At 44.1% G+C, this 24,966-nt stretch carries 26 protein-coding genes; 13 read left to right on the top strand and 13 right to left on the bottom strand.

What is annotated here, in order from left to right:
* The first annotated feature begins 51 nt into the window (after nt 1-51).
* On the top strand, nt 52-474 hold the full coding sequence (locus BP74_RS16770; protein ID WP_496375775.1) for an SRPBCC domain-containing protein: 423 nt from the start codon (nt 52-54) through the stop codon (nt 472-474).
* Between the two features lie 183 nt (nt 475-657).
* Nucleotides 658-1,038, top strand: coding sequence for a hypothetical protein (locus BP74_RS16765; RefSeq protein WP_496375773.1), 381 nt, complete (start codon nt 658-660; stop codon nt 1,036-1,038).
* 1 nt (nt 1,039) lies between these two features.
* Here the strand turns inward: BP74_RS16765 and BP74_RS16760 are convergent, their stop codons facing one another.
* The gene (locus tag BP74_RS16760) at nt 1,040-1,492 is read right to left on the bottom strand and encodes a rhodanese-like domain-containing protein (RefSeq protein WP_496375771.1); all 453 of its coding nucleotides are present in this window, start codon (nt 1,490-1,492) and stop codon (nt 1,040-1,042) included.
* Nucleotides 1,493-1,599: 107 nt separating this feature from the next.
* Here BP74_RS16760 and BP74_RS16755 point away from each other — a divergent pair, with 107 nt between their 5' ends.
* Nucleotides 1,600-1,791 carry a hypothetical protein gene (locus tag BP74_RS16755; protein WP_496375769.1) on the top strand — a complete coding sequence of 64 codons (192 nt, stop codon included), beginning with the start codon at nt 1,600-1,602 and terminating at the stop codon, nt 1,789-1,791.
* A gap of 3 nt (nt 1,792-1,794) precedes the next feature.
* Here the strand turns inward: BP74_RS16755 and BP74_RS16750 are convergent, their stop codons facing one another.
* From BP74_RS16750 to BP74_RS16730, 5 genes are all read right to left on the bottom strand, one after another.
* Nucleotides 1,795-2,019 (bottom strand): hypothetical protein, encoded by a 225-nt coding sequence (locus BP74_RS16750; RefSeq protein ID WP_496375767.1) that lies wholly within the window; start codon nt 2,017-2,019, stop codon nt 1,795-1,797.
* Nucleotides 2,020-2,024: 5 nt separating this feature from the next.
* Nucleotides 2,025-2,687 (bottom strand): sigma-70 family RNA polymerase sigma factor, encoded by a 663-nt coding sequence (locus tag BP74_RS16745; protein ID WP_496375765.1) that lies wholly within the window; start codon nt 2,685-2,687, stop codon nt 2,025-2,027.
* Nucleotides 2,688-3,222: 535 nt separating this feature from the next.
* The gene (locus tag BP74_RS16740) at nt 3,223-3,420 is read right to left on the bottom strand and encodes a hypothetical protein (RefSeq protein ID WP_496375763.1); all 198 of its coding nucleotides are present in this window, start codon (nt 3,418-3,420) and stop codon (nt 3,223-3,225) included.
* Between the two features lie 665 nt (nt 3,421-4,085).
* Nucleotides 4,086-5,039, bottom strand: coding sequence for a UDP-3-O-(3-hydroxymyristoyl)glucosamine N-acyltransferase (locus BP74_RS16735; RefSeq protein ID WP_496375761.1), 954 nt, complete (start codon nt 5,037-5,039; stop codon nt 4,086-4,088).
* A 183-nt stretch (nt 5,040-5,222) separates the two neighbouring features.
* On the bottom strand, nt 5,223-5,399 hold the full coding sequence (locus BP74_RS16730) for a hypothetical protein (protein WP_496375759.1): 177 nt from the start codon (nt 5,397-5,399) through the stop codon (nt 5,223-5,225).
* Between the two features lie 371 nt (nt 5,400-5,770).
* Here BP74_RS16730 and BP74_RS16725 point away from each other — a divergent pair, with 371 nt between their 5' ends.
* From BP74_RS16725 to BP74_RS16710, 4 genes are read left to right on the top strand one after another with little or no spacing between them, the layout of a single operon-like run.
* Nucleotides 5,771-6,646: a YicC/YloC family endoribonuclease gene (locus tag BP74_RS16725; RefSeq protein ID WP_496375757.1), complete on the top strand. Its 876-nt coding sequence runs from the start codon at nt 5,771-5,773 to the stop codon at nt 6,644-6,646.
* A 52-nt stretch (nt 6,647-6,698) separates the two neighbouring features.
* Nucleotides 6,699-7,178: a gliding motility lipoprotein GldH gene (locus BP74_RS16720; RefSeq protein ID WP_496375755.1), complete on the top strand. Its 480-nt coding sequence runs from the start codon at nt 6,699-6,701 to the stop codon at nt 7,176-7,178.
* A gap of 5 nt (nt 7,179-7,183) precedes the next feature.
* Nucleotides 7,184-8,167, top strand: coding sequence for a sensor histidine kinase (locus BP74_RS16715; RefSeq protein ID WP_496375753.1), 984 nt, complete (start codon nt 7,184-7,186; stop codon nt 8,165-8,167).
* A 10-nt stretch (nt 8,168-8,177) separates the two neighbouring features.
* On the top strand, nt 8,178-8,876 hold the full coding sequence (locus BP74_RS16710; protein WP_496375751.1) for a response regulator transcription factor: 699 nt from the start codon (nt 8,178-8,180) through the stop codon (nt 8,874-8,876).
* Between the two features lie 1,284 nt (nt 8,877-10,160).
* On the opposite strand, the gene BP74_RS16705 is transcribed toward BP74_RS16710, so the two are convergent.
* Nucleotides 10,161-10,859: a YjjG family noncanonical pyrimidine nucleotidase gene (locus BP74_RS16705; RefSeq protein WP_496375749.1), complete on the bottom strand. Its 699-nt coding sequence runs from the start codon at nt 10,857-10,859 to the stop codon at nt 10,161-10,163.
* 60 nt (nt 10,860-10,919) lie between these two features.
* Here BP74_RS16705 and BP74_RS16700 point away from each other — a divergent pair, with 60 nt between their 5' ends.
* The gene (locus BP74_RS16700) at nt 10,920-11,621 is read left to right on the top strand and encodes an SDR family NAD(P)-dependent oxidoreductase (RefSeq protein ID WP_496375747.1); all 702 of its coding nucleotides are present in this window, start codon (nt 10,920-10,922) and stop codon (nt 11,619-11,621) included.
* A 75-nt stretch (nt 11,622-11,696) separates the two neighbouring features.
* Entirely contained in the window at nt 11,697-13,310 is a 1,614-nt protein-coding gene (locus BP74_RS16695) for a BatD family protein (protein ID WP_496375745.1), read from the top strand.
* Between the two features lie 718 nt (nt 13,311-14,028).
* On the opposite strand, the gene BP74_RS16690 is transcribed toward BP74_RS16695, so the two are convergent.
* The 4 genes from BP74_RS16690 to BP74_RS16675 form a co-directional block, all read right to left on the bottom strand.
* Nucleotides 14,029-14,766 carry an outer membrane beta-barrel protein gene (locus BP74_RS16690; protein WP_496375743.1) on the bottom strand — a complete coding sequence of 246 codons (738 nt, stop codon included), beginning with the start codon at nt 14,764-14,766 and terminating at the stop codon, nt 14,029-14,031.
* Between the two features lie 124 nt (nt 14,767-14,890).
* Nucleotides 14,891-15,847, bottom strand: a complete 957-nt coding sequence (locus BP74_RS16685; RefSeq protein ID WP_496375741.1) for a HipA domain-containing protein — start codon at nt 15,845-15,847, stop codon at nt 14,891-14,893.
* Nucleotides 15,847-16,176 (bottom strand): HipA N-terminal domain-containing protein, encoded by a 330-nt coding sequence (locus BP74_RS16680; protein ID WP_496375739.1) that lies wholly within the window; start codon nt 16,174-16,176, stop codon nt 15,847-15,849. Before BP74_RS16680 ends, BP74_RS16685 begins: the two co-directional genes overlap by 1 nt.
* Complete coding sequence (locus BP74_RS16675; RefSeq protein WP_496375737.1) at nt 16,163-16,399, bottom strand: helix-turn-helix transcriptional regulator; 237 nt, start codon at nt 16,397-16,399, stop codon at nt 16,163-16,165. Before BP74_RS16675 ends, BP74_RS16680 begins: the two co-directional genes overlap by 14 nt.
* Before the next feature lie 746 nt (nt 16,400-17,145).
* Here BP74_RS16675 and BP74_RS16670 point away from each other — a divergent pair.
* A complete protein-coding gene (locus BP74_RS16670; RefSeq protein WP_496375735.1) occupies nt 17,146-18,264 on the top strand; it encodes a mandelate racemase/muconate lactonizing enzyme family protein in 1,119 nt (372 codons plus the stop codon).
* Here BP74_RS16670 and BP74_RS16665 read toward each other — a convergent pair.
* A complete protein-coding gene (locus BP74_RS16665) occupies nt 18,257-18,466 on the bottom strand; it encodes a hypothetical protein (protein WP_496375733.1) in 210 nt (69 codons plus the stop codon). The genes BP74_RS16670 and BP74_RS16665 overlap by 8 nt on opposite strands.
* Nucleotides 18,467-19,969: 1,503 nt before the next feature.
* Between BP74_RS16665 and BP74_RS16660 the strand changes: the two genes are divergently transcribed.
* Nucleotides 19,970-20,089 carry a DUF4160 domain-containing protein gene (locus tag BP74_RS16660; protein ID WP_496375731.1) on the top strand — a complete coding sequence of 40 codons (120 nt, stop codon included), beginning with the start codon at nt 19,970-19,972 and terminating at the stop codon, nt 20,087-20,089.
* An 86-nt stretch (nt 20,090-20,175) separates the two neighbouring features.
* Nucleotides 20,176-20,697, top strand: a complete 522-nt coding sequence (locus BP74_RS16655; RefSeq protein ID WP_496375729.1) for a helix-turn-helix domain-containing protein — start codon at nt 20,176-20,178, stop codon at nt 20,695-20,697.
* A 1,296-nt stretch (nt 20,698-21,993) separates the two neighbouring features.
* On the opposite strand, the gene BP74_RS16650 is transcribed toward BP74_RS16655, so the two are convergent.
* Nucleotides 21,994-23,022, bottom strand: coding sequence for a hypothetical protein (locus tag BP74_RS16650; protein ID WP_496375727.1), 1,029 nt, complete (start codon nt 23,020-23,022; stop codon nt 21,994-21,996).
* A 142-nt stretch (nt 23,023-23,164) separates the two neighbouring features.
* On the opposite strand from BP74_RS16650, the gene BP74_RS16645 reads away from it, so the two are divergent.
* The gene (locus BP74_RS16645; protein ID WP_496375725.1) at nt 23,165-23,626 is read left to right on the top strand and encodes a hypothetical protein; all 462 of its coding nucleotides are present in this window, start codon (nt 23,165-23,167) and stop codon (nt 23,624-23,626) included.
* Nucleotides 23,627-24,966 lie beyond the last annotated feature (1,340 nt).

Raw genomic sequence — 24,966 nt, 5'->3', positions numbered from 1 at the left:
TTTGTTAAGATTTAAAAACGAAATCATTCGTTTAACGACTAACCAACCAACATGCATACACACAAAATCCAGCATGAGCTCATCATTCATGCCCTGCCTTCTAAGGTATGGAAAGTTCTTACCTGCTCCGATTATGCCCGCCAATTCCTGTTTAATGAAGAGTTGCGATCCGATTGGATGAAGGGAAGCCCTATAGTTCTTGAGGTTGAAAGTAATGGCATCCGGCAGTCCATCAGCAAAGGCCAGGTCCAGGAAGTAGTGCCTGGCATATCCATGCAATATACCCTATACGAATTGCCGGAATTCTCAGAATCCCCGGTTTCCTGTTCCTATGAGTTGGCCCCTGAAGAAGGAGGCATCAGGCTCATCATCTCCCAGGAACTGGAATTACCTTCTTCAGGTTTATACCAACTGGTTTCAGATAATTGCCAGATGATGCTGCAAAAGATCAAATGGCTGGCAGAATACTGTTGAACTGAGGCTGATTGTATAAAACACAATTACCCCTGAGACTTCCTTTGACGGATAGGTAAAAATGAAATAGATTTAACCTGCAGTGAATGCTCCAAAAAAGCATCTCTTCTTCCAAACCTATTAATTCCCTTCCCAAATTCCCCTTTGAATAAACCGATTAGTGAATGGTTTAAAATCAATGGTATGAAGCTATTTTATTTTTTGGTGGTACTCTGCCTGGCAGGATGTAGGAACCATAAAAACGATTCCCTCCTGGGCAGGTGGCAGATCATTTTATTAAAAGGAAAAGATTCCTCCGGGAAGGAAGTGGCTTTGTACAATGCCCATACTGATACTACTAAAAGATACCTTTCCTTTATTAACGATACCTCGATACATCAAACTGCTGGTCCTAATAAAAAAGCAGCAGACACTATTAATTATTTACTGGTGGGTGACACAATTTTTTCTAAAAGAGGTATCCGCAATTATTCCCTTGATGCCATCACCAGCGATTCCATGATCATCACCGGCGATGATCAATCAAAGATCACCATTGTCAGAATGAAGGAAAAAAACCCATAAACTATAATTTCACCCTTGGATAACCCTTGTCCAGCCAGTCTGTTTTCATATTATGGGGAAGGTCCAGCAATTTATAATGGGTGAAATTCAACTCTTTTAGTAAGGCCACAGCCGGCCGCACATTGGGACAATGCTCATAAGGGCAGCAGCCACAGTACACTACCACTTCTTTGTTCCTGTCTATTGACTTCAATTCCTTGGTTAGCTTCTCTACGTTTTCCTTTTCCTGTGCAGGACCTGCCACTATTGAATGAGGAATAAGTGCACCCGGACCCACACTGATGATCACGGGCAAAGAAGCCGTACTGTCATTTAAGCGTTGGGCCAGCTCGGATGGCTGCATTAAATGATCCGCTGTCCAGTTCACTGGATTTTGAGCATAGCCGGAATGCGTTATAATCAGTAAGGCAAAGGATAGGGTCAATGTTTTGATCAGAAGGCACAGTGATTTCATGGATTAAAAGTAATGAGGAATCATATGGGGCGGCGTTAAAAAATAACAAAGCCCTTCATAAAGGATGATTGGCATAGCTTTTTCAAGCATTACAATAAATCATCGGTATGAAAGAAAAGATATATAACCCTGCTTCAACAAATGAGCAATCACCCGCAGAAGGCATGGGAGCAGTCAATACCTTCAATCCTGAAGAAGTAGAGGATATGAAAGGGCATGAGCATGAACCCATTCCGAAAAATTTTGACAGGGATGAGCGCAGGGGCCAGCGGGATGATACTAAAAAAACAGATGAATAAAGACTATTCAAAATAAGGGTAATAGAACAGCGAAATGGTAAACAGGAATTTGCCACCCTTTTCGCTTTGCGATTGTCCAATGTGTGCTACTGTAATCTTATGATGCTGAAGCCATTCATTCACCCTGGTTTCAACAAGTGCATGGGTTGACTCAGTAAATACTTTCATTTTAAGAACAGCACGATCAGTGGTTGTTACCCTTGAAAGGGATAATTGCATTTCTTCCATGGTATTTATTTGATTTGCCTGATTTGTTCCATAACCGTGTTGACCATCTGGTCGCAATAAACCAGGTTGAATTCAAAAATATCTGCAGTGCTGTAGCTTTCCTCCAGTCGTTTTTGCAGCACTGCCTTGGCACGGTTAAGTCTCACTTTTACACTAACAGGTGAAATGTCTAAAAGTTCAGCCGTCTCGGCCACGGAAAAGCCTTCCACTTCTCTTAAAATGAAAACTGTCTTATAAATGAGCGGCAATTTTTCCAATTGAAAGGCCACCACCTTACCAAATTCTTTACGCATCAGGTCCTTTTCTGGGGAAGTAGTATTAGAATGCATGGGTTGAGCATTTTCTTGAATAGCAGGTTGGCTGGTCTCTCTTTTATAGGAACCATAGGTTTTTTTATACAGGCATTTATGGATCATTATCCGGGTGATCCATGTCTTAAACGATGACCTTCCTTCAAACTGCGCCAGCTTCGTAAAGGCATTGATATAGGTTTCCTGCATCAGGTCCTGGGCGTCCTGGTGATTGAACCCATAACTCCTGGCAACTTTATAAAGGCTGGCATTGTTCTTCCGGATCAATGCCGCAAAAAGTTCGGTGTCCCCATCAATGATGGACCGGATCAGGGCTTGTTCCCCGGCATCATGGCCGGGAGTTATAAGAGTTTGCATGTGCATTGTATATTTTAATGAAGGATGATGAAATTTTATCATCCAGCTTAATAACCCTGCTGCGCAAAAGAGCATTATACAACCTTATCCATGTAAAGACAGTTTTGCTTGCAGCAGGGTTGTTTCCAATTATCCGGTTAAAAACTCAACCTGGTGATTTCACAGGTACAGTTTATTGGATCGTAAACGGGTCATGGCACATAATTCCTTAACAAAACACTGAATAATATACGTAAATATCTTTCTTTCGGATGCTTTTCCCAGCTATGTTCATTCATTCTTCGGCGCGATACATCCGGTCATTTGAAAGAATAGAGCAGCCGGATAGTAAAAAGGTTACAAGGATCAATAGATATTTTCCCGGGATACTAAAAATAAGCCCATCAATAAGCAGATAAAGGGTATTTGTAAAATTTCCTAGTCGATGAATGAAACCCCGAGACCTAATTAATTATAGAAGTAGGAAAGAATTGACAGGTAAAAACAATGATCGATAAATCTTTGAGACCTGATGAACGATAAATAATCAATCAATCTATTTCTCCATAAACTTCCTGAAGCCTTCATAGCTCAACACCTTAAAAGCACACCAGAGCACCCCGACCACTTTCAATAGGGTAGCCATCAGGGATACGGAATACCATCCCTGCCAGTGCATAATTCGCATTTGCTCACCTATATAACCCAGGCAAAACCCAAATGCGATCAGCAGTATCGTATATTTTGCTTTCATAAGCACTCTAATATTGGGATATTTTTCAATGGTTAATTGTTAATTGAATAGTACAAGAGCGTACTTCAATATTGACCTTCCTTATGTTGAAGAAAAAAATGATACATAAATATTCGTCTTTTTTATCTTAATAATCCGCTGAGGTTGAATATTGAAAATTTAAAATGGCTTAAGAATAGATAGCTTTAAAAAAATGCCTCTTTGACCTAATTACTTCATCCTTCGAAATTCCTTGTTCGAAATTCTGCGGTTCCCTCCCTCCTCAATAATCCTCTCCAATCCTGCAAAATCCTAGTTCTTTCTCTTTCCCTTGAAAATTGAACATTGAGCATTTCAAAATGACCTAAAAATTGATTGCTTCAAAAAAAAGCTTCCCCGACCTAATCCTTCTTTATTCGAAATTCCTTGTTCGACATTCTGCGGTTCCCTTCCTCCTCAATAATCCTCTCCAATCCTGCAAAATCCTAGTTCTTTCTCTCTCCCTTAAAAATTGAACATTGAGCATTGCTCATTGACCATTTCAAAATGACCTAAAAATTGATTGCTTCAAAAAAAAGCTTCCCCGACCTAATCCTTCTTCATTCGAAATTCCTTGTTCGACATTCTGCGGTTCCCTCCCTCCTCAATAATCCTCTCCAATCCTGCTAATCTTAGTTCTCTTTTCTTCACCTATTCGACAATCCCACCACCTTATCCCAAAGCTCCGGTATCCTCTTTATCCAGGCCACCTCCTTTCGCTTCTTGGTATAGTCCTCTGCAGGAGTGCCCCAGTATTTCTTTCCACCTTCAATGCTCCCCACCACACCACTCTGGCCAAATACTTCGGCACCCTTTCCAATGGTGATCGTTTTATTCACCCCCACCTGTCCCCACATGATCACTTCATCTTCCATGGTCACTGCACCCGCCACACCCACCTGGGCGGCAAATAAACAATTCTTGCCTGTCACCGTATCATGACCAATATGAACAAGGTTATCAAGCTTTGTTCCCGCACCAAGAATAGTATCGGCACTTACCCCTCTGTCAATAGTACAGTTGGCACCAATCTCCACATAGTCCTGTATCACAACCCTTCCACCACTTAACATCTTTTTGAAATAGATCTCCCTGTTGGTCTTCTTATTATAATAAAATGCATCGCTGCCAATAACAGTTCCGGCCTGTATGATCACATGATCACCCAGAACGCAATGATCCATGATCACTACGTTGGGATGAATGATGCAATGTTCCCCAATAGTTACATGATTTCCGATCACAGCTCCATGCATGATGATAGAGGTTGATCCTATTGTACTCGTATCACTCACTGCTTTCACCACGGGTTCAAAAGGCCTGAAATGTTGCACGATCTTCTGGTAAGCTTCAAAGGGTTCATCTACTACCAGCAATGATTTATCGGGAGGAAATTCCGTAGGCGTATTGATGATAATATATGTAGCTGCAGAGTTGATGCATTTGGAATAATACTTCGGATGATCAACAAATACCAGGTCGCCTTCCTGCACTTTATGAATTTCGTTGATACCTGTAACCAACCCTGATGATGTACCAACTATTTCCGCGCCTATCAGTTGGGCAATTTTTGTAAGAGGTACTGGTTTTTCAAAACGCATGCGATAAATTTTTGACAAAGGTAGGGGCTCGTACCAGTAATGAAGGGTACTGAAAAAGGGAATCAAATTTTATGGGTCAATACTAATTCCTGTGATCAGGCAGCGAGAATAACATCCTGTTTTTTACGATGGCTCATTGCATGGAAGAACAACAGATGCTAAAAAGGATCTGAAACTAGTTCTCTATATTGACCCACCTACTCTTCCTTTTTGTTCTTCCAACACCATCGATTGCCTTTTTTTCGAAAAAGAGGCGAAGAAAATAAAAAAATATTTTCCGCCTTTTATGCCTTCATCAAGGTCATTTACTCCTGTCATTTTATAGATGAAAAATTCAATTGGCTGACCATCTATTTTCATTACTTCAAAATCATCATCGGCTGAAACATTGATGAATAGTGCGTTTCATAAGATGATGCGATGCATGGTACAATGTGATGCAGAAAGAATTTATCCCATCAAGACTTTATAAATCCCGCTGCAATGGGGTCTTGAAAGGCAAGGCAATCCACAAATGCATAAAAAAAATGTGAATAATTTTTACACTAAAATTTTTTAGTTAGAGAAAAATCTTTTTAATATTGTGTTGGGAATTTTATTCCCGTACTTACTAACCCATCTACATATTAGCTCCGCTTTCCGCGGGGCTTTTTGTTTATAGTAATTACAATACAGGATAGATGCGTACTTTCAATTAAAATAATTGTACTTTCTTCATAAAAAAATACTGCATGTTAAAATCTATGACCGGTTTTGGAAGAGCGGAACAAGCTGTTGGTGACAAGACCTTTTTAATCGACATCAAGTCCCTCAATGGAAAACAATTTGACCTGCAACTGAAGATGCCGGCCTTTCTCAAACCCTTCGAATTTGATATCCGCAAGATCCTTTCAGAGAAACTGGGCCGCGGAACGGTGGACTGTTCTATCAACCTGAAAGAAACAGGCAATGCAAAACCTGTCACCATCAATACAGACCTGGCTAAGGCATACTATAAACCACTGGCAGCCCTTTCCAAAGAATTGGGACTGGATACAGAAGGCATACTGGCAACTCTAATCAAACTACCCGAGGTGATCACACCTACCAGTGATACTTTGAATGATGCAGAATGGAAACAATTCACTACCGCCATCGAGGCTGCCATCGAAGACCTGAATGCACACCGCATTGAAGAAGGCAAGTCATTACAGAAAGATCTCCAGCTGCGCATAGATAATATCCTGGTGCAACAATCGGAAGTGGAAAAACTGGAACCCCTTCGCCAGGTAAAGATTAAGGAAGGGATCACCAAACTGCTGGAAGACAATGTGGGCAAAGAGAACTATGATGGCAACCGCCTGGAGCAGGAGATCATTTATTATATAGAGAAAATAGATATCAGCGAAGAGCAGGTGCGCCTGCGCAACCATTGTGATTATTTCTATTCCGTCATGAATGAGCCGGAAGAATCTAAGGGTAAAAAATTATCCTTCATCCTGCAGGAGATCGGTCGGGAGATCAACACCACCGGCGCCAAAGCCTACGATTCCACCATCCAGAAATGCGTAGTGTTGATGAAAGATGAGCTGGAAAAAGCAAAAGAGCAGGTATTGAACGTATTATGATATGTCCTCGTAAATCAAAGCAATTTAGATTTGTAACATGTTCTCCCAAAAAATGATGCGTTCCTTTTTCATGGTGCCACTGCTGGTGGCCCTTTTTTCAATCTCTTCCTGCACATCCATCGACCTCTATGAAAAAACAGTTCCCATACCCCACCATGCCTGGGACAGTAAGTTTAAACCCCAGTTCAAATTCACCATTACTGATACTACCGTTCCCTACCAGGTATATATCATCATTCGTCACAACGACCGATATAACTTTAATAATATCTGGCTGAACCTTTACACCAAGGCTCCCAATACTGCAGCGCAAAAAGTTCAATACGAATTGCCGCTGGCATCAAAAGAGAAAGGTTGGCTGGGCAGCGCCATGGATGATATTTATGAGCACCGTATCTCCATCACGCCACAAAATCAAAAGCTTTATTTCCAGCATACCGGCGAATACATCTTCACCCTGGAACATATCATGCGTGAAGATCCACTGCAGCAGGTGATGGATGTAGGCCTGCGGCTGGAAAAGAAACCCTGATGACCATGGCCGATGAAAGCAAACGCAAACTGCAACTGACCACTATTATCTACTGGGTACTCCTGATCTATATCATAGCCGCCCTGGTATGGTGGGCACTCTCTCTCCAAAAACAAAATGAAGAGATCTACCTCTTACAAAAGCAGCACCTGGTCACGCATTACAGTAAGGCACCCTTCTTCCAGGCCGAACTTCAAAAGATAGAGCTCGAACGTAAAAGGGCCATCTCCAAATTCATTGGTGAAGGCAGCACCTTTTTATTATTGATACTGATAGGTGCTGTATATATCTATCGCTCCGTGCGCCGGCAGTTCCGCCTGCAGTTGCAGCAACAGAATTTTGTCATGGCTGTCACACACGAACTGAAAACGCCCATTGCCGTTTCGCGGTTAAACCTGGAAACACTTCTCAAATACCAGCTTGATGACCTTAAAAAGAATAAGCTGCTGCACATGACCCTTCAGGAAACCTTGCGCCTCGATACACTGATCAACAATATTCTCATTTCCTCCCAGTTGGATGGCAATTCCTACAAGCTATCAAAAGAAGACATCAACTTCTCTGCACTTACAGAAGATATGGTGCACCAGTTTTCCAACCGCTATCCTGACAGGCCGATGAATATAGCCATCGATGAAGAAGTGGAAATGGCCGGCGATCCCCTTTTACTAAAGCTGCTGGTGAGCAACCTGCTGGAAAATGCCAATAAATATTCTTCCCGCGATAAACCAATTTATGTTGAACTCACCCGCCAGGATGGCGATATATCCTTGCAGGTTCGTGACGAAGGCCCTGGCATTCCTGATGATGAAAAGAAAAAAGTATTTGATAAGTTTTACCGCATTGGCAGTGAGCAGACCCGCAAGGCACAGGGCACTGGACTCGGTTTATACCTATGCAAAAAAATTGCGGCCGATCACGATGCCACCATACTGTTGAAAGATAATCAGCCCCAAGGCAGTACTTTTATTGTACAATTCCCGGTATAAATAAGCAAGCATGGCCAAACCATCCATACTATTAGTTGAAGACGAAGAAAACCTGCACGAAGCACTTAAAATGAACCTCGAGCTGGAAGGCTACGAAGTAACCTCCGCTTACGATGGTATCCAGGCTATGAAGGCCGTACAGAATGAATACTTCGACCTGATCATCATGGATGTGATGATACCCGAGATCGATGGATTCAATGTGACCCAAAATATCCGCCTTACCAATACGGAAGTGCCCATATTGATTTTAAGCGCCAAAGACAGCAGCGAGGACCGCGTGATGGGATTGCGCAAGGGCGCCGATGATTACCTGACCAAACCTTTCAACCTGGAAGAATTATTATTAAGGGTGCAAAAGCTCATTCGCAAGAACAAGCAACTCCAGGACAAATCAACCGTTGGTGACACCTACAGCTTTGGGGGACATACCATCGACTTCCGGGGACAGGAAGCTATTACCGCCACCGGCGAGAAATTACCCTTAAGTAAGAAGGAGGCTATGTTGCTGAAACTCTTGATTGAAAATAAAAATGAAGTAGTGCCCCGCGAAAAGATCCTCCAGTCGGTCTGGGGCTACAATGTGTATCCCACCACCCGCACCATCGATAACTTCATCCTCAACTTCCGCAAATACTTCGAAGAAGACAGCCGCAATCCAAAGCATTTCCATTCAGTGAGAGGCGTAGGGTATAAGTATTCGGAATAGTTGAAGGAAAGCAGGAAACCACAGCGGCACAAAGACAGGGAGATTCACGGAGACTGCTTAAGCAGGCAATGATCAATATCATACTTTATAACCAATTCCGCCGCTTCGATGCAATCCAAAGATTTCTCGTGCCTCGGAATAATCCCGCCATTCTTCGGGACAAGCAAGGACAACAACCAGGTTTATACTTTGCGGTCAGAACTGTGCATATACTTAAATCTAACGAGAGGAAAAACCACTCCGATATTTCAGTCTCGTCCAGCGCCTCATTGCGGAAATTCGATTACTGAAACCTTTATGGTCCGAAGCCCTCCGTCCGCAATTCAGCGCCTTTAGTTTCTGCGCATAGCACGTGATTGAGCTTCCAGAGCCAAACTATATGAAGTGAAGTAAACACTTACAAGCAATAACTGTAATCCAAATGCATCAAGCTATCAGTAGTTAAAACTGTTGTGCGCTGGCCTGGCAAAACCCGCGGAGCGTTGGGGTTTGCCTGCCCTTTTTTTTGGTTCTTTTTTTTGGGCAAGCAAAAAAAACGAACAATAATCACTGAAGACACAAAATAAAAAAATCATCTGCCATCTAAAACAATATTCAATTGCCGCCAGCCCTTAGCCATGATGCAATTTTTCAATGCTTGCATACAAAAACATAGCTACTCTCTGGCGAAGTATGCAAATGTTCCTATTTATGCATGCTCACCAGATCTTCTACGCCAAAACGCTTCACAAAGTGCAATCCAAAGATTCCTCGTGCCTCGGAATGATCCCGCCATTCGGGACAAGCAAGGACAACAACCAGGTTTACACTTTGTGGTCAGAACTGTGCATATACTTAAATATAACGAGAGGAAAAACCACTCCGCTCTTTCAGCCTCGTCCAGCGCTTCATTGCGGAAATTCGATTACTGAAACCTCAAAAGTCCGAAGCATAACGTCCGCAATTCTGCGCCTTTAGTATTTAGGCATAGCACGTTGTTGAACTTCCATAGTCTAACTATATGAAGTAAAGTAAATACTATCAAGAAAAGTTTGTATTTAAATCGATTGTTGCAATTAGTAGTTATGACTGTTGTGCGGTGGCCCGGCAATTCAAGCGGAGTCCCGCTATGTCAGGACCTGCCCTTTTTGCCTGCCCCGACGAGCGCAGCGGAACTCGGGGGTTCCTTTTGGGGCACCTGCGAAGCACTCATCAAGACCAAAAAACAACTACAGATACCTTGATAATGCCAAAAGGAACTCGCCGAAGGCAATCAACAATAAACAAGAATCAAGTGAATTAAACTCAAAAAATCCCTTCCAACTCCTTCAATGCAGTCACCACATACGTAGCCTTCACCCCTTCCACCACCGCACCAGAAAAATTCACATGCACCGCATCCATCCCCGCATTCAGCGCACCCGCCACATCAATCTCCAGGCTATCGCCAATCATAATACTCTCCTCTACAATGGCACCAGCTTTCCGCAACGCATAATCGAAGATCTCCTTCTGCGGCTTCAGGCTGTTGGAGCCCTCCGAGGTGATCACCTCGCGGAAGAAAGGTGTCAGCCCGCTGTACTTCAATTTGCTGTGTTGCGTTTCTTCAAAGCCATTGGTGATCAGGTGAAGCTGGTAACCCTTATCCAGTAAATATTGCAAAACTTCTTTAGTGTCCGGGAATAATATGGTACGTCCTGGCAGCAGCTGCAGAAACAATTCATTAAGCTGCTTCGCCAGTTCCTCATCTGCAATTTTAAAATCCAGCAGTGTCAGCCACATGCGCTTCAACCGAAGCTCCTCCTGCTTGATATAACCATTGCGGTAGCGGGCCCACAGCTTTTCATTATGCACCAGGTAGTTTTTATAAAACAAATCAAAATCATGGATCCCCTTGCTCACCAGGTCAAGGTCTATATGTAATTGTTGCAGGGTTGCCCTTGCATTGGCATCAAAATCCCACAGGGTATGGTCAAGGTCAAAGAACAGGTGTTTATACTTCATGTATCGTTTAGAAATAGAGAATTAGATTTGTAAAGAAAGATTTCAAAAATACAGAACAAAATGAATGCTGTCATTACAGGTGCCTCAAGAGGAATAGGAAAGGAAGTGGCAAGGATCTTTGCGCTGCATGGTTACGATCTCTACCTCTGCTCGCAAAATGAAGAAAGCTTGCTGCAGACCATTGAAGAACTAAAGATGCTTTATCCCAATGTCAGCATCAATGGGCAAGCACTTGACCTGGGCAAAAAACAAAACGCCCGGCTCTTTGCTGAATGGATCCTCAACCAGGTAGATACGGTAGATATCCTGGTGAATAATGTAGGCACCTTCATCCAGGGCAATGTGAGTGATGAACCAGAAGGCGCACTGGAAAAAATGCTGGAAGTGAACCTGTACAGCGCCTACCATACCACCAGGGCTTTATTACCAAAGATGATAGCAGCGGAGCAGGGACATATTTTTACTGTTTGCTCTATCGCTTCCCTGGCAGCATATCCCGGTGGCGGTGCATACAGCATCAGCAAATATGCCCTATTGGGATTCACTAAAAACCTCAGGCAGGAGATGAAGTTCCATGGCATCAAGGTCACTGCCGTGATACCCGGTGCTGTATATACTGATTCATGGAAAGGCAGTGGCGTACCCCATGAGCGCATCATGGAAGCGGAGGATATTGCCAAACTCATTTACAATGCTTCGCAATTGTCGCCACAGGCGGTGGTAGAGGAGATAGTGGTGCGGCCGCAGATGGGTGATCTCTGACCATTGGCAAATGGTATGGTCCTTCCCACCCATCGATGAAAAGCTTCAATGATCATTTTTTATATTCACAGGCCCATGAGATTTACTGTGTTCAGTTTACTGCTACTACTTCACTTTTCCTGCCTTGCGCAAAAGGTGCAGTTGATCGTGCCCGGCCAACCTGTGATCGTGGGCACGGCCTTCCAGGTGCAGTATGTCATCACCAATCCTGGCGAATTACTCGAAGCCTCCCAACCGATCTTTGATAGCTGCCAGGTCATCAGCGGTCCCAATGTTTATAAAGGAGATGCTATGATAGATGGAAGGCTGCAGCCCATAGAGAATATTACCTATACCCTGCAACCTAAGACAGTGGGTGTGTTGCGCATAGGCGCTATAACGGTCATGTATAAGGGTGGTGGTCAGGTGGTAAGTTCTAATGGTGGCATTACCTCGGTACCACCGCCTAAGGCAAGCTTCAGCACTTCGTCCAGTTATACCGATGTATCACTATATGCGCCTCCCAAAGCTATGGACCGCCAGGCCCTGGTGGACCAGAACCTGTTCATCAAGACAACAGTAGACAAACGTAGCTGCTATGAAGGGGAACCTGTAGTAGCCACCTTTACACTTTACTCAAGGTTACAATCTTCCTCGGAGGCCGAAAAGTCTCCCTCTTTTTATGGCTTCAGCGTAGTAGATGTGCTGGACATCAACCAGGCACATATGGCAGTGGAAAAAATAAATGGAAATATTTTCAATACCTCCATTCTCCGCAAAGTGCAACTTTACCCCGTGCAGGCAGGCAAGCTGACCATCGATCAGTTGTACGTGGACAATGAAGTGGAGTTTGTGGATAGTCTCACTGGCGGCAGAACAACAGTGGACAAAGAACTGATCACCGAGCCCATAACCATCACCGTGAAGCCCCTGCCGGCAACAAAGCCAGCCAGTTTCACCGGTGCCGTAGGCAATTTTACCATTGAAGCGCAACTGGACCATCCTCAATTACAACAGCACACCCAGGGCAAACTGCTGATCACCATCAGGGGCTCTGGTAACTTTATACAGTTTGGACAGCCAGTAGTGCACTGGCCCCATGGCATCGAACCATTTGAGCCGGCCATTACCGACAAGCTAATAAAGGAAAAGATTCCTTTAGAAGGCCTGCGCCAGTACGAGTTTGGCTTTGCCGTAGATTCAGCAGGCAACTATTCGATGCCCCCTGTAAGCTTTTCATTTTTCAACCCCCAGAAAGAAAGCTTTGTGGAGGTTCAAACAGATACGCTGAAACTGAAGGTCACTCCACGCACCATCCGCTCCTATGTGAGCCAGTTAGGCAAACGCTCCTCTTCACCCTATATTTGGATACCTATCGTATTACTCTTTTTGGCGAGTTCGGCCTTCTTATGGTACCGCTACAAATCTGCCAGCCAAAAGAACCAGCTCACCCAGCCCTCCCCCGAAATAATTTACCAGCAGCAACTCGATCAACTCGAATCCGCTAACCTCACAGGAAAGGAAAAGCTCATTGAACTGCAAAAGATCCTCTCTGATTTCCTCCACCAGGATATCGAGGGACTATCGCCCGACAAAAGAAAAGAAGGCCAGTCATTACTCACAGCCTGCCAGGCCGCCATTTATTCCAGCGGCGAAGAAGCCATGGAAAGCAGGGAATGGATCGCCAGGGCAAGGGAGTTGAGTCGGTAGTCGGGAGTAGAGGCCACAAAGACACCAAGGCACAAAGCAACACGAAGGGGAAAGAGTTAACAGGTTAAAAAGTTGAAATGTTGACAAGGAGAGAACACATCTTTGAAAAAGTAAATAAACTTTACATCGAGGTCGAACCATACCAATTTAAACCAGTTTAACCGCAACGAAACCTAAAAACCAATCGAACCTACAGACTCGTCCAGCGCCTCATTGCAGGTATTCGATTACTGAAACCATAATAGTCCGAAGCCCTCCGTCCGCAATTCAGCGCCCTTTGTCCGCCGTAGCTAAGCGGAGGAGGATTTAGCCTCTGCGCATAACACGTGATTGAGCTTCCATACTCTAACTATATGAAGTGAAGTAAACACTTACAATGAATGACTGCAACCCAAATAAATCTAGCTACCAGTAGTTAAGACTGTTGTGCGCTGGCCTGGCAAAACCCAGCGGAGCTATTGGGTTTGCCTGCCCTTTTTTTTGGTTCTTTTTTTTGGGCAAGCAAAAAAAACGAACAAATCACTCGCCGAAGGCACCAACATTAAATATTAAAACTAACATCAAAGTACCCACTATAAAAATCAATTGTTCTTGATAGAGCCACGACAACGAGTAATCCATTAAGTTTTATAACTCGTCTAAGACCTTAAATCTGCCTGCCATATCCCAGGCATGTTCGACCTAAAAAACCAGAAACAAAAAACCAAAAACCAGAAACCTATTCTCCGAAGGAGAATAATATCCTTATGCCTGCATTCGCACTCAGCGGCAGCGGCACCCGCCTTGTATCATGCAATAATGGCGAAGGATAATCAGAAGCAGGTAGCGTGGTCCTCACATCACCATATAAAAAAATACCCGCAGCCAGCGGATACTCCGCACCAAGACCCAGGTCAAGTGTCAGCCTTTTAAAATCATCCGTACCAATAGCAGGTGACAGCGATAAAGTATACAGAGAAGTATCAACAGGCGTCAGTAATTCATTCACCACTCGGGTAAACATCAGCCCAAAGCCAATAGCACCATAAATATTCCAGTCATTCTCTACATCATAGCCCCCTTTAAAATAATGCTTCAACCCCAATGATACCTGGCGGAAGCGCCACTTGCCCTTCACATCATACCCTTGGGTTTGCGGCACTGTGAAGGAAGAATCAGCGGTAGCTGTAAAGCGGTTGGTAAAAGCACCCTGTGTATGGTAATTGAGCCAGGCATAGCCCGAATTCTTTTTGGAAAAATGAAAGTCCGACTCTACCCCCTGTCCAAAAGCCCAGAATTTTTGATGCGGACTGAAATTGCGCAATAGAGAAATATCAGTAGCAATACTAAACCGTACCTGTGCAAAAACAGCCTGGCATACACATATGGCCAGCCCTATAAAAATGATCCTTTTCTTCAAACCTTTTGATTGTGCTGTAATATTAAGGAGAAATTGCAGTGAACAGCTACTTGCCATGTGAATCATGTAAATCTCGTTTCCATTAAGTTCATTCCCACTCACCGTACAATCGCTTAAGGTAATTAATATAATTCCATTAGAATGGGTTTCATGAACAAGACTCTCAGGTGTCGCATTCAAATTACAATAGTCCTAAAACAGCAGCCCTTTCTTTTATTAATGATATGTATTGATCCTGCAAATCTTTTTCTATAAAACTTACAGGTATTAAGTCAAACCAACGCGGCACAGTAGTCCTGAATTTATTGTATATATTTTCAACAGACCTCTCCTCCAAAAGTTTGACAGCCATAACAAAAGCATCGAAATCCTTTTTCTGCAGCTTTCTTTTTTTACCATTTAAGTTTAATGCCAATTCTTCATTATCACCTTCTGTCACCAGGCTTGATGGTATCATATCATAAGCCGGTGATAACATATATCCAATGCCCGGTCTTTTGATAAGGGAAAAATTTTTAAGATGCATGTCTGCATTCCCGGTCAAAAAAGAGAAGACCAACTGCTCAAAAAAATCAATCATATCCAGCCCGGGATTTATTGAATATTTGATGATAGCCTTTGCTATCTGTTCATAAGATCCCTTGTATTTATTTTCCGTCAGTCGCTCTGTTAACTGGCACATATCCTCCATGTGTATCTTTTCACCCCTAACCCTGTCAATTCGCTTTGTAATGTATGCCAGGTTTCCACTTTGCATCCTGATCAGGGAATGCGGGACGGTAGCAATACCTGACAATGAAGCCAGGTGCATGGTAAGATCCTCTAATTGTGGCAACTGGGGATAAGTAGAGGTAGGAGGTTTCAAAATATATCCACCCCAAAGACCTACAATAGTAAAACGTTTAGGTTCCATTTTACCAGTATGCCTTCCAGGCTTTTCTATGTCAAGAGAAAGCTTTGGCTGTACACCGGTTACAGCAACATGACTTTTAATTACCTGCTTTCCCAATTCAAGCATTTGCTTTTCATCATAGGGAAGCAGGGGTGGCACTGTTGTTCCAAATAATTTTTTACTGCAGCCCGGATGAAAATCTACCTGGCCATCTTCCAATTCATTATAGCAATACAGGCAACGCATCAGTCTCCCTCATTTTTAACACCAACAATACTTACTGCACCTATACAATCCGTACAACAAACCATTAATAAACCCATTCTATCCCTTTCATCCAGTTTCCAGTTTTTTTCTGCAACTTCCAAAAGCCAACCCTCTGGTATGAGTCCATCAAAAAAGGAAAACATTCTTTCACTGGAATAGGGTACATGCGACAATGGAAGCGTGAGGCTCACAGCTTCCGCTTTAGGATCTTGCAGGTAATGGATATCATATATAAACTGGTATCCTTCATCTGTTTCAGAAAGATAGCCAGCCAAATGATCGAACATAAAAACATTAGCTTTTCTCATCTGTCAGTTTTTGACGATTAATGGGCACAGGTCCGATTTCATGCCCGAATAATCGCAGCACCTGGTTTACTTTATCCATGCGAACCGTAGTTTTACCCTGTTCCAATTCCCTGATAAAGCGAAGTCCTACACCCGCCTTATTTGCTAGTTCAGGCTGTGTTAGATTGGAAACCTTTCTTCTTTCCTTGATAAAATCTCTTATTGGCAATGATTTCAACTCCATAATTATACCTCTTCGGGTATGAATTTACAAATAATTATTAGATTTATACCCCTTAAGGTATAATAATGCTTATTTGACACAAATTATACCCTATCAGGTATATAAAATACCAATGCCTCGACTTCTTTGTAAGTCTGGCAGGTGAGGTAGCTTCCTTTTAAAGCTTTTCTCCATGGGGCTGTGTGTTCATGCCGTCTTGGTCCACTTCGACCTTCGTAATTCCTTGTTCGATATGCTGCAGTTCAAATTTATCACTCCGTGATTCTCCATTGTTCTGACTACCGACTCCAAACCCCCGATTCCCGACTTTCTCCCTCCTTGTCAACCTTTCTCCCCTTCGCGCCCATCGGCGTCCTTCGTGCCTTCGTAGCACTTTCTCTCCTTCATCATTCGAAATTCCTTGTTCGATATTCTGCGGTTCAAATTTATTAACCCGCGATCCCCATGTCGTTATGTATTCTCCATTGTTCTGACTACCGACTCCAAACTCCCGACTCCCGACTTTCTCCATCCTTGTCAACCTTTCAACTTATAAACCTTTCTACCCCTTCGCGTCTTTTGTTGTCTTCTTGCCTTCGTGGCACTCTCTCCCTCATCATTCGAAATTCCTTGTTCGATATTCTGCGGTTCTCTTCCTTCTCCCCCTTCGTGTCCCTTTGCGCCTTAGCGTCTTAGCGGCCTCTCTTCTCCCGACTCCAGACTCCCGACTCTCTTTTCTTATATTTACCCCTTACTAAACCCCCGCTATGCAGCACGGCACTACCATTGAATCGATAGAGATCTATAAACTGTTTTTACCCCTCAAGGAGCCTTTTGTCATTTCCCTCGGACCCATCTATGATGTGCAGAACGTAGTGGTCATCATCCGCACCCATGACGGATGCGCCGGCTATGGCGAGTGCAGTCCCTACATGACCATCAATGGAGAAAGCATAGACACCTGCTTCATAGTAGCACAGTACTTCGCTAAGGTGCTCAAGGGAAAGAATGCCCTGGATATCGCCGGCTGCATGGAAATCATGGACCGAACCATCTATGGCAATACCAGCATCAAAAGCGCTTTTGATATTGCTATTCATGATATTGCCGCCCAGCACTCCGGGGTGCCCCTCTACCAGTTTTTGGGAGGAAAGAAAGACAGGACCCTGGAAACAGACATGACCGTGAGCATCGGCGATCCGCAGAAGATGAAGGAAGATGCCATTCGCTTCAAGCAAGCCGGCTTCCCCGCTATTAAGGTCAAGCTGGGAGAGTCAAAGGATATGGATGTAGCCCGCATCAAAGCCATCCGCGAAAGCATAGGCAATGACCACCCCTTGCGTATAGATGCCAACCAGGGATGGAGTACGGCTGACAATGCTATAGAGGTGTTGCAGGCACTCGCCCCTTTCAATATCGAGCATTGCGAAGAGCCCATAGCCCGCTACCGTTTTATGGAACTGCCACGCGTATCGGCCGCATCACCCATTCCCATCATGGCCGACGAAAGCTGTGGTGATGATCACGACGCCGAAAGGCTGATAGCCATCAGGGCCTGCACTATGATCAATATTAAATTAGGAAAATCATCAGGATTTTATAAGGGACTGAAGATAGCACAACTCGGTGCCGCCGCAGGACTCCATATGCAGGTAGGAGGATTCATGGAATCACGCCTTGGCATGACCGCAGCAGCGCACTTGGCACTGGCTAATGACAATATCTATCACTGCGATTTCGACACACCGCTAATGTACACCGAAGACCCGGTGATAGGTGGCATACAATACCTCGATAAGGGCGTGATTGACACGCCGGAAGTTCCCGGTTTGGGAGCGGTCATTGATGAAGCTTACCTGAAAGATACCGAACGGGTAATTATATAATGGTATCGTCAACTGGCTGGAAGTACACGGTACCCACCAGTTGTTTTTCGTAATAGATGGTGCTTTCACCCAGCCTGTTTAAAATGCGGAAAGTTTTCCTTTCTTTCCAGCTTGGCACATGTCCCAGGAATTGAACGATCCTTTCCTCTATCAGCCTTGTCCTTTCCAGGGTCATTTGCAACAAAATGTTAGCGTCCGACATAGCAATATTGTTTAGGATTCCAATCAATGAATATCAGCAATCGTTTCGTAGTGTATGGATGAGTATTTCCAGGGAAGGACGGTTCTATCAGTACATTAAATTTAGAACTAATAGCCGATAGGACAAAATTTAACCGGAATTCAGGAATTGAACCACAGCGGCAGGACGGCACCGGGTGTCACGGAGAGATTTGGGCAGTATACGGCAGGGATAGAGGGACGCAAAAGGAAGGTTGACCAGTTAACAAGTTGGAAAGTTGACAGGGAGAGAGAAAAGAGGTTTAAGGGTTGAAAGGCTGTATTGAAAAAAAATATTACAAATTTGAACGTTAACCTAGGATTTATTCATGATTGCATTCTGAATTAAAGTTTGACTGCAATATATAAACCTGGTTGTTGTACTTGCTTGTCCCGACGAATGGCGGATCATCCCACCATAGTGGGAATCCATGGCAAAAGCATAAGCGATCGTTGAAATAGTAAAGACTGTATGACCTAACCTTTCAACGTAACCAAAAAACTGATCGAACCTGCAGACTCGACCAGCGCCTCATTGCGGAAATTCGATTACACTGCCGCTTATAGGCCGAAGCCTAGAGAGGGCAAGTCAAAAGTCAAAAGTAAAAAGTAAAAAACCGGAGCTTGGATGTCGCCTGCACTATTCATACTTTTCTCTAAGCTAACCAGGTTGAAAGACGCTATATTAGTAAGCATGTTTGGCTTAACTGACTTATAGTTAGGCCGCCATCATGCAGTTTCCAGATGTTTTCTTCGTCAATATGACAAACTCACAAGTCTTTATTTATTGCAGCCAGTCTAAATGCGTAAGAGCTAGTAAAAAGTAAAAAACTGCAGTTTGAAGACTACCTATGTAATACAAACAACACGAAATTCAACGTAACGCAAAAACTCTCAGATTTAATGACTGGTCCAGCGCCTCATTGCGGAAATTCGATTACACCGCCGCTTTAGGCCGAAGCCCTCCCTCCGCAATTCAGCGCCTTCAGACGCTTCGCATTGCACGTGATCGATCTTCAGACTGTAACTATTTATAGTGAGGTAAACACGCTCAAGGGATGACTGTGATCCAAATGCATTAAGCGCTCAGTAGTAAAGACCGTTGTGCGCTGGCCTGCCAAAAACCCGCGGAGCGATGGGTTTTGGCTGCCTTTTTTGGTTACTTTTTGGGCAAGCAAAAAGTGACTCGCCGAAGGCACTTAAAAACGATTAACACGTTACCCCTCAAACCAAATCCCCCTCTGGCAAGATCGAAATGTGCGGAGAAACCGAAATGCCCCTTTGCTTTAGGGCCTGTTTGATTTGTAGAGAGCCTGCTCGCTTCCTTTTTTTGAAAAGGCTATAAACAACCAGGTTTAATTTTTAAAGCCTGATTAAAAAATGCAGGTCTAAATTTTAGGAAAAAGGTGAAATTTGATTGCCAATATGTACCTAATTAGGTACCTTTAACTAATGCCTAATATAGACGTAGTCTATGGAATAAAAAATGAATATTTACAGTGCGGATCATTTGCCACCCCATTTTCATGCAATCTATAATGAAAGGGAAGCAGTGATCATAATCAGCGATGGCGCTGTTTATCAGGGCTCGCTACCTGCAAAATAGCTACAAAGGACCAGGACCTGGCTAGCAGAGAACAGGGCCGGGGTGTTAAAAATAATTTACCAGTTAAACCCTAATTTGAAGCCAAAATGAAAGAAAAGAAAATAAGAACCCTTCCAAGGGTCATAAAAATAGATAAAGCCGATAAAGGTTTACTGTCTGTAGTTTTTAATAATGGAGCTCACCGTTCTATAGACCTGAGAAAATTATTAAAGGAAAGGGGCGTTTCTCCTTCCATAAGCAGGAAATTATTAAACCCTGTGAAAGGACAAGGTATGGAGATTGTTGATGGTGCCATCTCCTTCCCATTTGTAACGCAGCTCATTTCATTCCGGGGAAAAAAAATGGAAGTCCCTTTTGAAATTGGAGCTGATACCTTATACGAGTTGAGTATCCCTGATAGCAATGAAACAACTATAAACATCGGAGAGTTAATCCAAAAAGAACGCAGGAAGGCCAATCTTTCGCAGGAAGAGTTAGCCAGGCGCAGCGGCACTTCCAGGACTTACATTTCCAAAATTGAAAACAATCACGCAGGCCTGGAAGTAAGAACCTTACAAAAAGTTGTAGAAACCGGTCTGGGAAAAAGGCTCAGAATTTCAATCAAGTAAAACGGCAAAGTCTGCCGCAAATGCGCAATAGATACCTTAATAGGTCGAAGCCCGGACAGAGCAAGTCAAAAGTCAAAATTAAAAAGTAAAAAACTGTAAGCGGAAGGCCGCCAGCACTATATAAACAGCTTCAACTTCACGAAAGGATAAAACACTTCGAACTTTTAGAATGACTGCAGCGCCTCATTGCGGGTATTCGATTACACCGCCGCTTTAGGCCGAAGCCCTCCCTCCGCAATTCAGCGCCTTCAGACGCTTCGCATAGCACGTGATTGATCTTCAGACTGTAACTATATATAGTGAGTTAACACGCTCAAGGGATGACTGTGATCCAAATGCATTAAGCGCTCAGTAGTAAAGACCGTTGTGCGCTGGCCTGCCAAAAACCCGCGGAGCGATGGGTTTTGGCCGCCTTTTTTGGTTACTTTTTGGGCAAGCAAAAAGTGACTCGCCGAACGCACTTAAAAACGATTAACACGTTACCCCTCAAACCAAATCCCCCTCTGGTAAGCTAAGAATGTACGAAGAGACCGCCCTCCCCCTTAAAAGGGGGAATGAAGGCACTCCGCAAATCAGACACGTCCTAAAGGGGGATTTCGTTTGAAAATCAAATGCCAGAAGCAGCTTTTCTAATCATGTTACTTAGCGTACAGGCGTAACCAGTATCGCAGAGAATAAACAAAGATTTTCGCAGAGGTTCGCAGAGAAGAGTGCAAGACTCTTTATATATTGCCATCATTCAGGAACAAGTGAAGTCTACTAATAAATAAAATTGAGTCATCCTATTTTATCCAGGTTTGATTATGCTTCAAAAACAATTCCGCCGCTTCTATGCAGTCCAAAGATCCTTCGTGCCTCAGGATGACAGAACAACCATCGTTTATATATTGCTGTTAGTTATAAACTACATACTATTCTTAGAAAACCGCTAACCACCCCAGTTAACTTCACTAAATAAAAAAAGCCGCCACCGGCAGCCATCATCATTTTCTATTACACCAAAATCTTTCTATAAATCAGCACTCCAAGAACCACCCGGGGTCCCGTGCAATTCACAAAGCAGAAAACTAGGCCCCAGGTGTAGCGTCTTCTTATTAAAACTTTTCCTGTTCTACCTAAACCTAACTGCAACCCATAAGGTATCTCCCACCTAAAGAATCAGAAACAAAAAACTATAAACCAAAACTACCCTTACTGTCGACCAACTTCGTGCTTCTTTGTGCCTTAGAGCCTTCGTGGCATACATCACTCCGTGAACCTCCGTGCCGTCGTGTCGCCGTGGTTCAATCCCTCCAATCAAAAATCATGATACACATTCTCCAGCGCCGTCTTCACCCCCACACTAAAAAACCCTTCCTTCTGCGAACGCAGATCATTCACCCTCGACCGCTGACCCAGCTCCACCTCCACCCGCAGGTTCAACGCAGGATTCACCACCCATCCCGCCTGCAGGCGGTTATACATCAATGTCGTTTTCTCTCCCTGCAGGGTATAGCTGCCCAACTGAGGCACACCAGCCTCACCACCCCAAAGATTGTTGCCATAAAGAATACCATCCACATCCTCACCTATCAATGCCAGAGTGCTATGCAACAATCCATACCAACGTCCATGGCTATACGAAAGCTGGTTCACTACCTCGTGGAAGTTGGCCCCCAGCGGGTGCGCCAGCGCCTGGTTGTAGTGGGTATAGTTCTGCGCTATCTTTCTATGACCATAGCTATACGGCCGCACGGTATTGTATTCCAGGCGGTAGTTCAGACCCGCAATTTTGAAGAGATCCTTGGTCCATAGTCCCAGCTGTATGCCATATTTATTATTCAGGTGCTGCTTGCCACTGCTGCGGGTGGCACCGAAATTAAAATCATCCAGCATCAACTGGGAGTAGAGGAAGGTATGGCCACTCACCTGGTACTTACCACTGAAGCCAAACATCGAGTTGTCCGGTGAGCCTACAGAGAACTCTACCGGCCGCAGGAAGAGCACGGGGTTAAGGTACTGCAGCTCAAAGCCGCGGCCCGTACTGTCACTGCCCTGCCAGAGTACATTCTCAAAAAATCCCAGCTCCAGCTTGCGACCTACGCGGATGCTGGCATAGTGGGTGGTGGAGAATTTGCGCTGGTAACTGTCACCCACGCGGTAGCGCAGGTTCAGGTACTGGTTGTATAAAACGGTATAGTGTATGCGCCAGAACTGGGCGTTCAGCCGGAGGTAGGGATAGGAGAAGGCATTGTCCGACAGCAGCAGGCTGCGGTAGCCATCACCAATGAAGTTCTTGCCATAGCCCAGCATGGCATTGAAATGGGCGGAAGGCACAAAAGCCACCACGGCCTGCGACTGTGAATAGTCGAATCCCTTCTGCCCGAAGTTGCGGGCCATGCCGCTGCCCGGCACCACGTAGCCATTGTTGCGCACTGCCGAATCAATATAGCGGGGAAAGCGCGCCTGGCTTTCAAGGAAGGAAGTCTTGAAAAAGAATTTATCACCCACGCTCCCCTCCAGCCTGATGCCTCGGGAACTCTGGTACGTAGCTTCAGTGCGGCCGCCGCTCTTGCCCAGTGAAAGGTCAAGCATAGGATCCACGAACAGGTGCACCCCATCTTCGTGCACTTCCAGCAGGTGGCCATTTAGCAGGCGGCTGCCAAATGTGCGCTTCGGCGCTGCCACCCTGTCCCATCCCTTTAGAAGCCATCCTTCAGCGTCTACCCGTTCCTGTGGCACCGACCCTATCATCATCGGTTTCATCGCCGTAAACCGCACCGTATCGCCTCCTGAAAGGCTATTCACCTCGTTGGTGTACCAATGGCCCAAAGGCACCAGTTGGGCTGAGGATTGGAAGTTTGACAACAAGGCCATAAGGATAAGGAAAATGAATTTTTGCCGCAAAGGCGCGAAGGCGCGAAGGAACGCTAAGAAGGAAGCAAGTTGACGAGTTAACAAGTTGATAAGTTGATAAGGAAGGAAATTAGAATTCAAGGGATGAAAGATTTACGAGTTTTAGGATTGAAAGGTTATGATTGAATCCTTAAAATGTTATTGTCATTATAAGCCGCTGTTGTGCTTAATAGACGTCGATTATTAATAAGGCCTGCAATCGTTTAGTTTTTGATTCTGTCATCCTGACGAAGGAAGGATCCTTGGCAACAGCGTAGGCGACTGTTGAAATAGTAAAGCTTCATTGACCTATAAAAAATAACGGAACGTTTTTATTTTGCGCAAGCTCAATCATGATTAATAAGCAATTCCGTCGCTTAAAGTTCAATCCATAGATCCTTCGTGCCTCAGGATGACAGAACAACCAGGTTTATTTTTTTCAGTCAGACCTGTGAATATGCATTAAATCTAACGAGACGAAAAACACTTCAATCTTTCAGCTTCGTCCAGCGCCTCATTGCGGAAATTCGATTACACTGCCATTATTAGTCCGAAGCCCAATGTCCGCAATTCAGCGCAATAAGCATCTCCGCATAGCACGTATTCGATCTATAGGCTTCAAACAATAAGTTGCAAAGACTGCACGATCAAGGAAAGACTGTAATCATCATGCATCAAGCAAACAGTTGTTATGGTTGTTGTGCGCTGGCCTTCGCTTCCCTTGCGGAGCGTTGGGGTTTGCCTGCCCTTTTTTTTGGTTCTTTTTTTTGGGCAAGCAAAAAAAACGAACAAAGGAACTCGCCGAAGGCAATTAGAAACGATTAAACAACAACATTATTAACCTAACAAAATCCCCCTCTGGCAAGCTTAAAATATGCGGAGAGACCGAAGTCCCCCTTTGCAAAGGGGGAAAGCAGGCACTCCGCAAATCAAACACGTCCTAAAGGGGGATTTCATTTAGAAAATAAAATACCAGGAGCATCCTTCTAAAAAACAGATTGCTTCGTTCCTCGCAATGATCCCGCCATTCGTCGGGACAGGCAAGTTCAGATTGTATTGTTTCTTCGAACGTTGTCCTTTAGTAAAGACTGCATTCGACAAAGTATCTGCCACCTAAAAAACTACAAACTACAAACCACAAACTACAAACTATCTATAAAGCCTCTCCCACCTAAAGAACCAGAAACAAAAAACCAAAAACCAGAAACTGCCCCTGAATCACCCGGGGTCCCCCTGGCAAACGCGCATACCCGACGAGGGTAGACCCCAGGTGGAGTGTATTTCCTCGTAAATATTCTATGTCCTAAAAAATGATTGCAATTAAATAGATTCTCCCACCTAAAGAACCATAAACTATAAACCAGAAACCAGAAACTCTTCATAAACCACAAACTA

The organism is Flavisolibacter ginsengiterrae DSM 18136 (assembly GCF_059568575.1).
The sequence above is the reverse complement of the archived record's forward strand: the minus strand, read 5'-3'. Positions and strand labels throughout refer to the sequence as shown.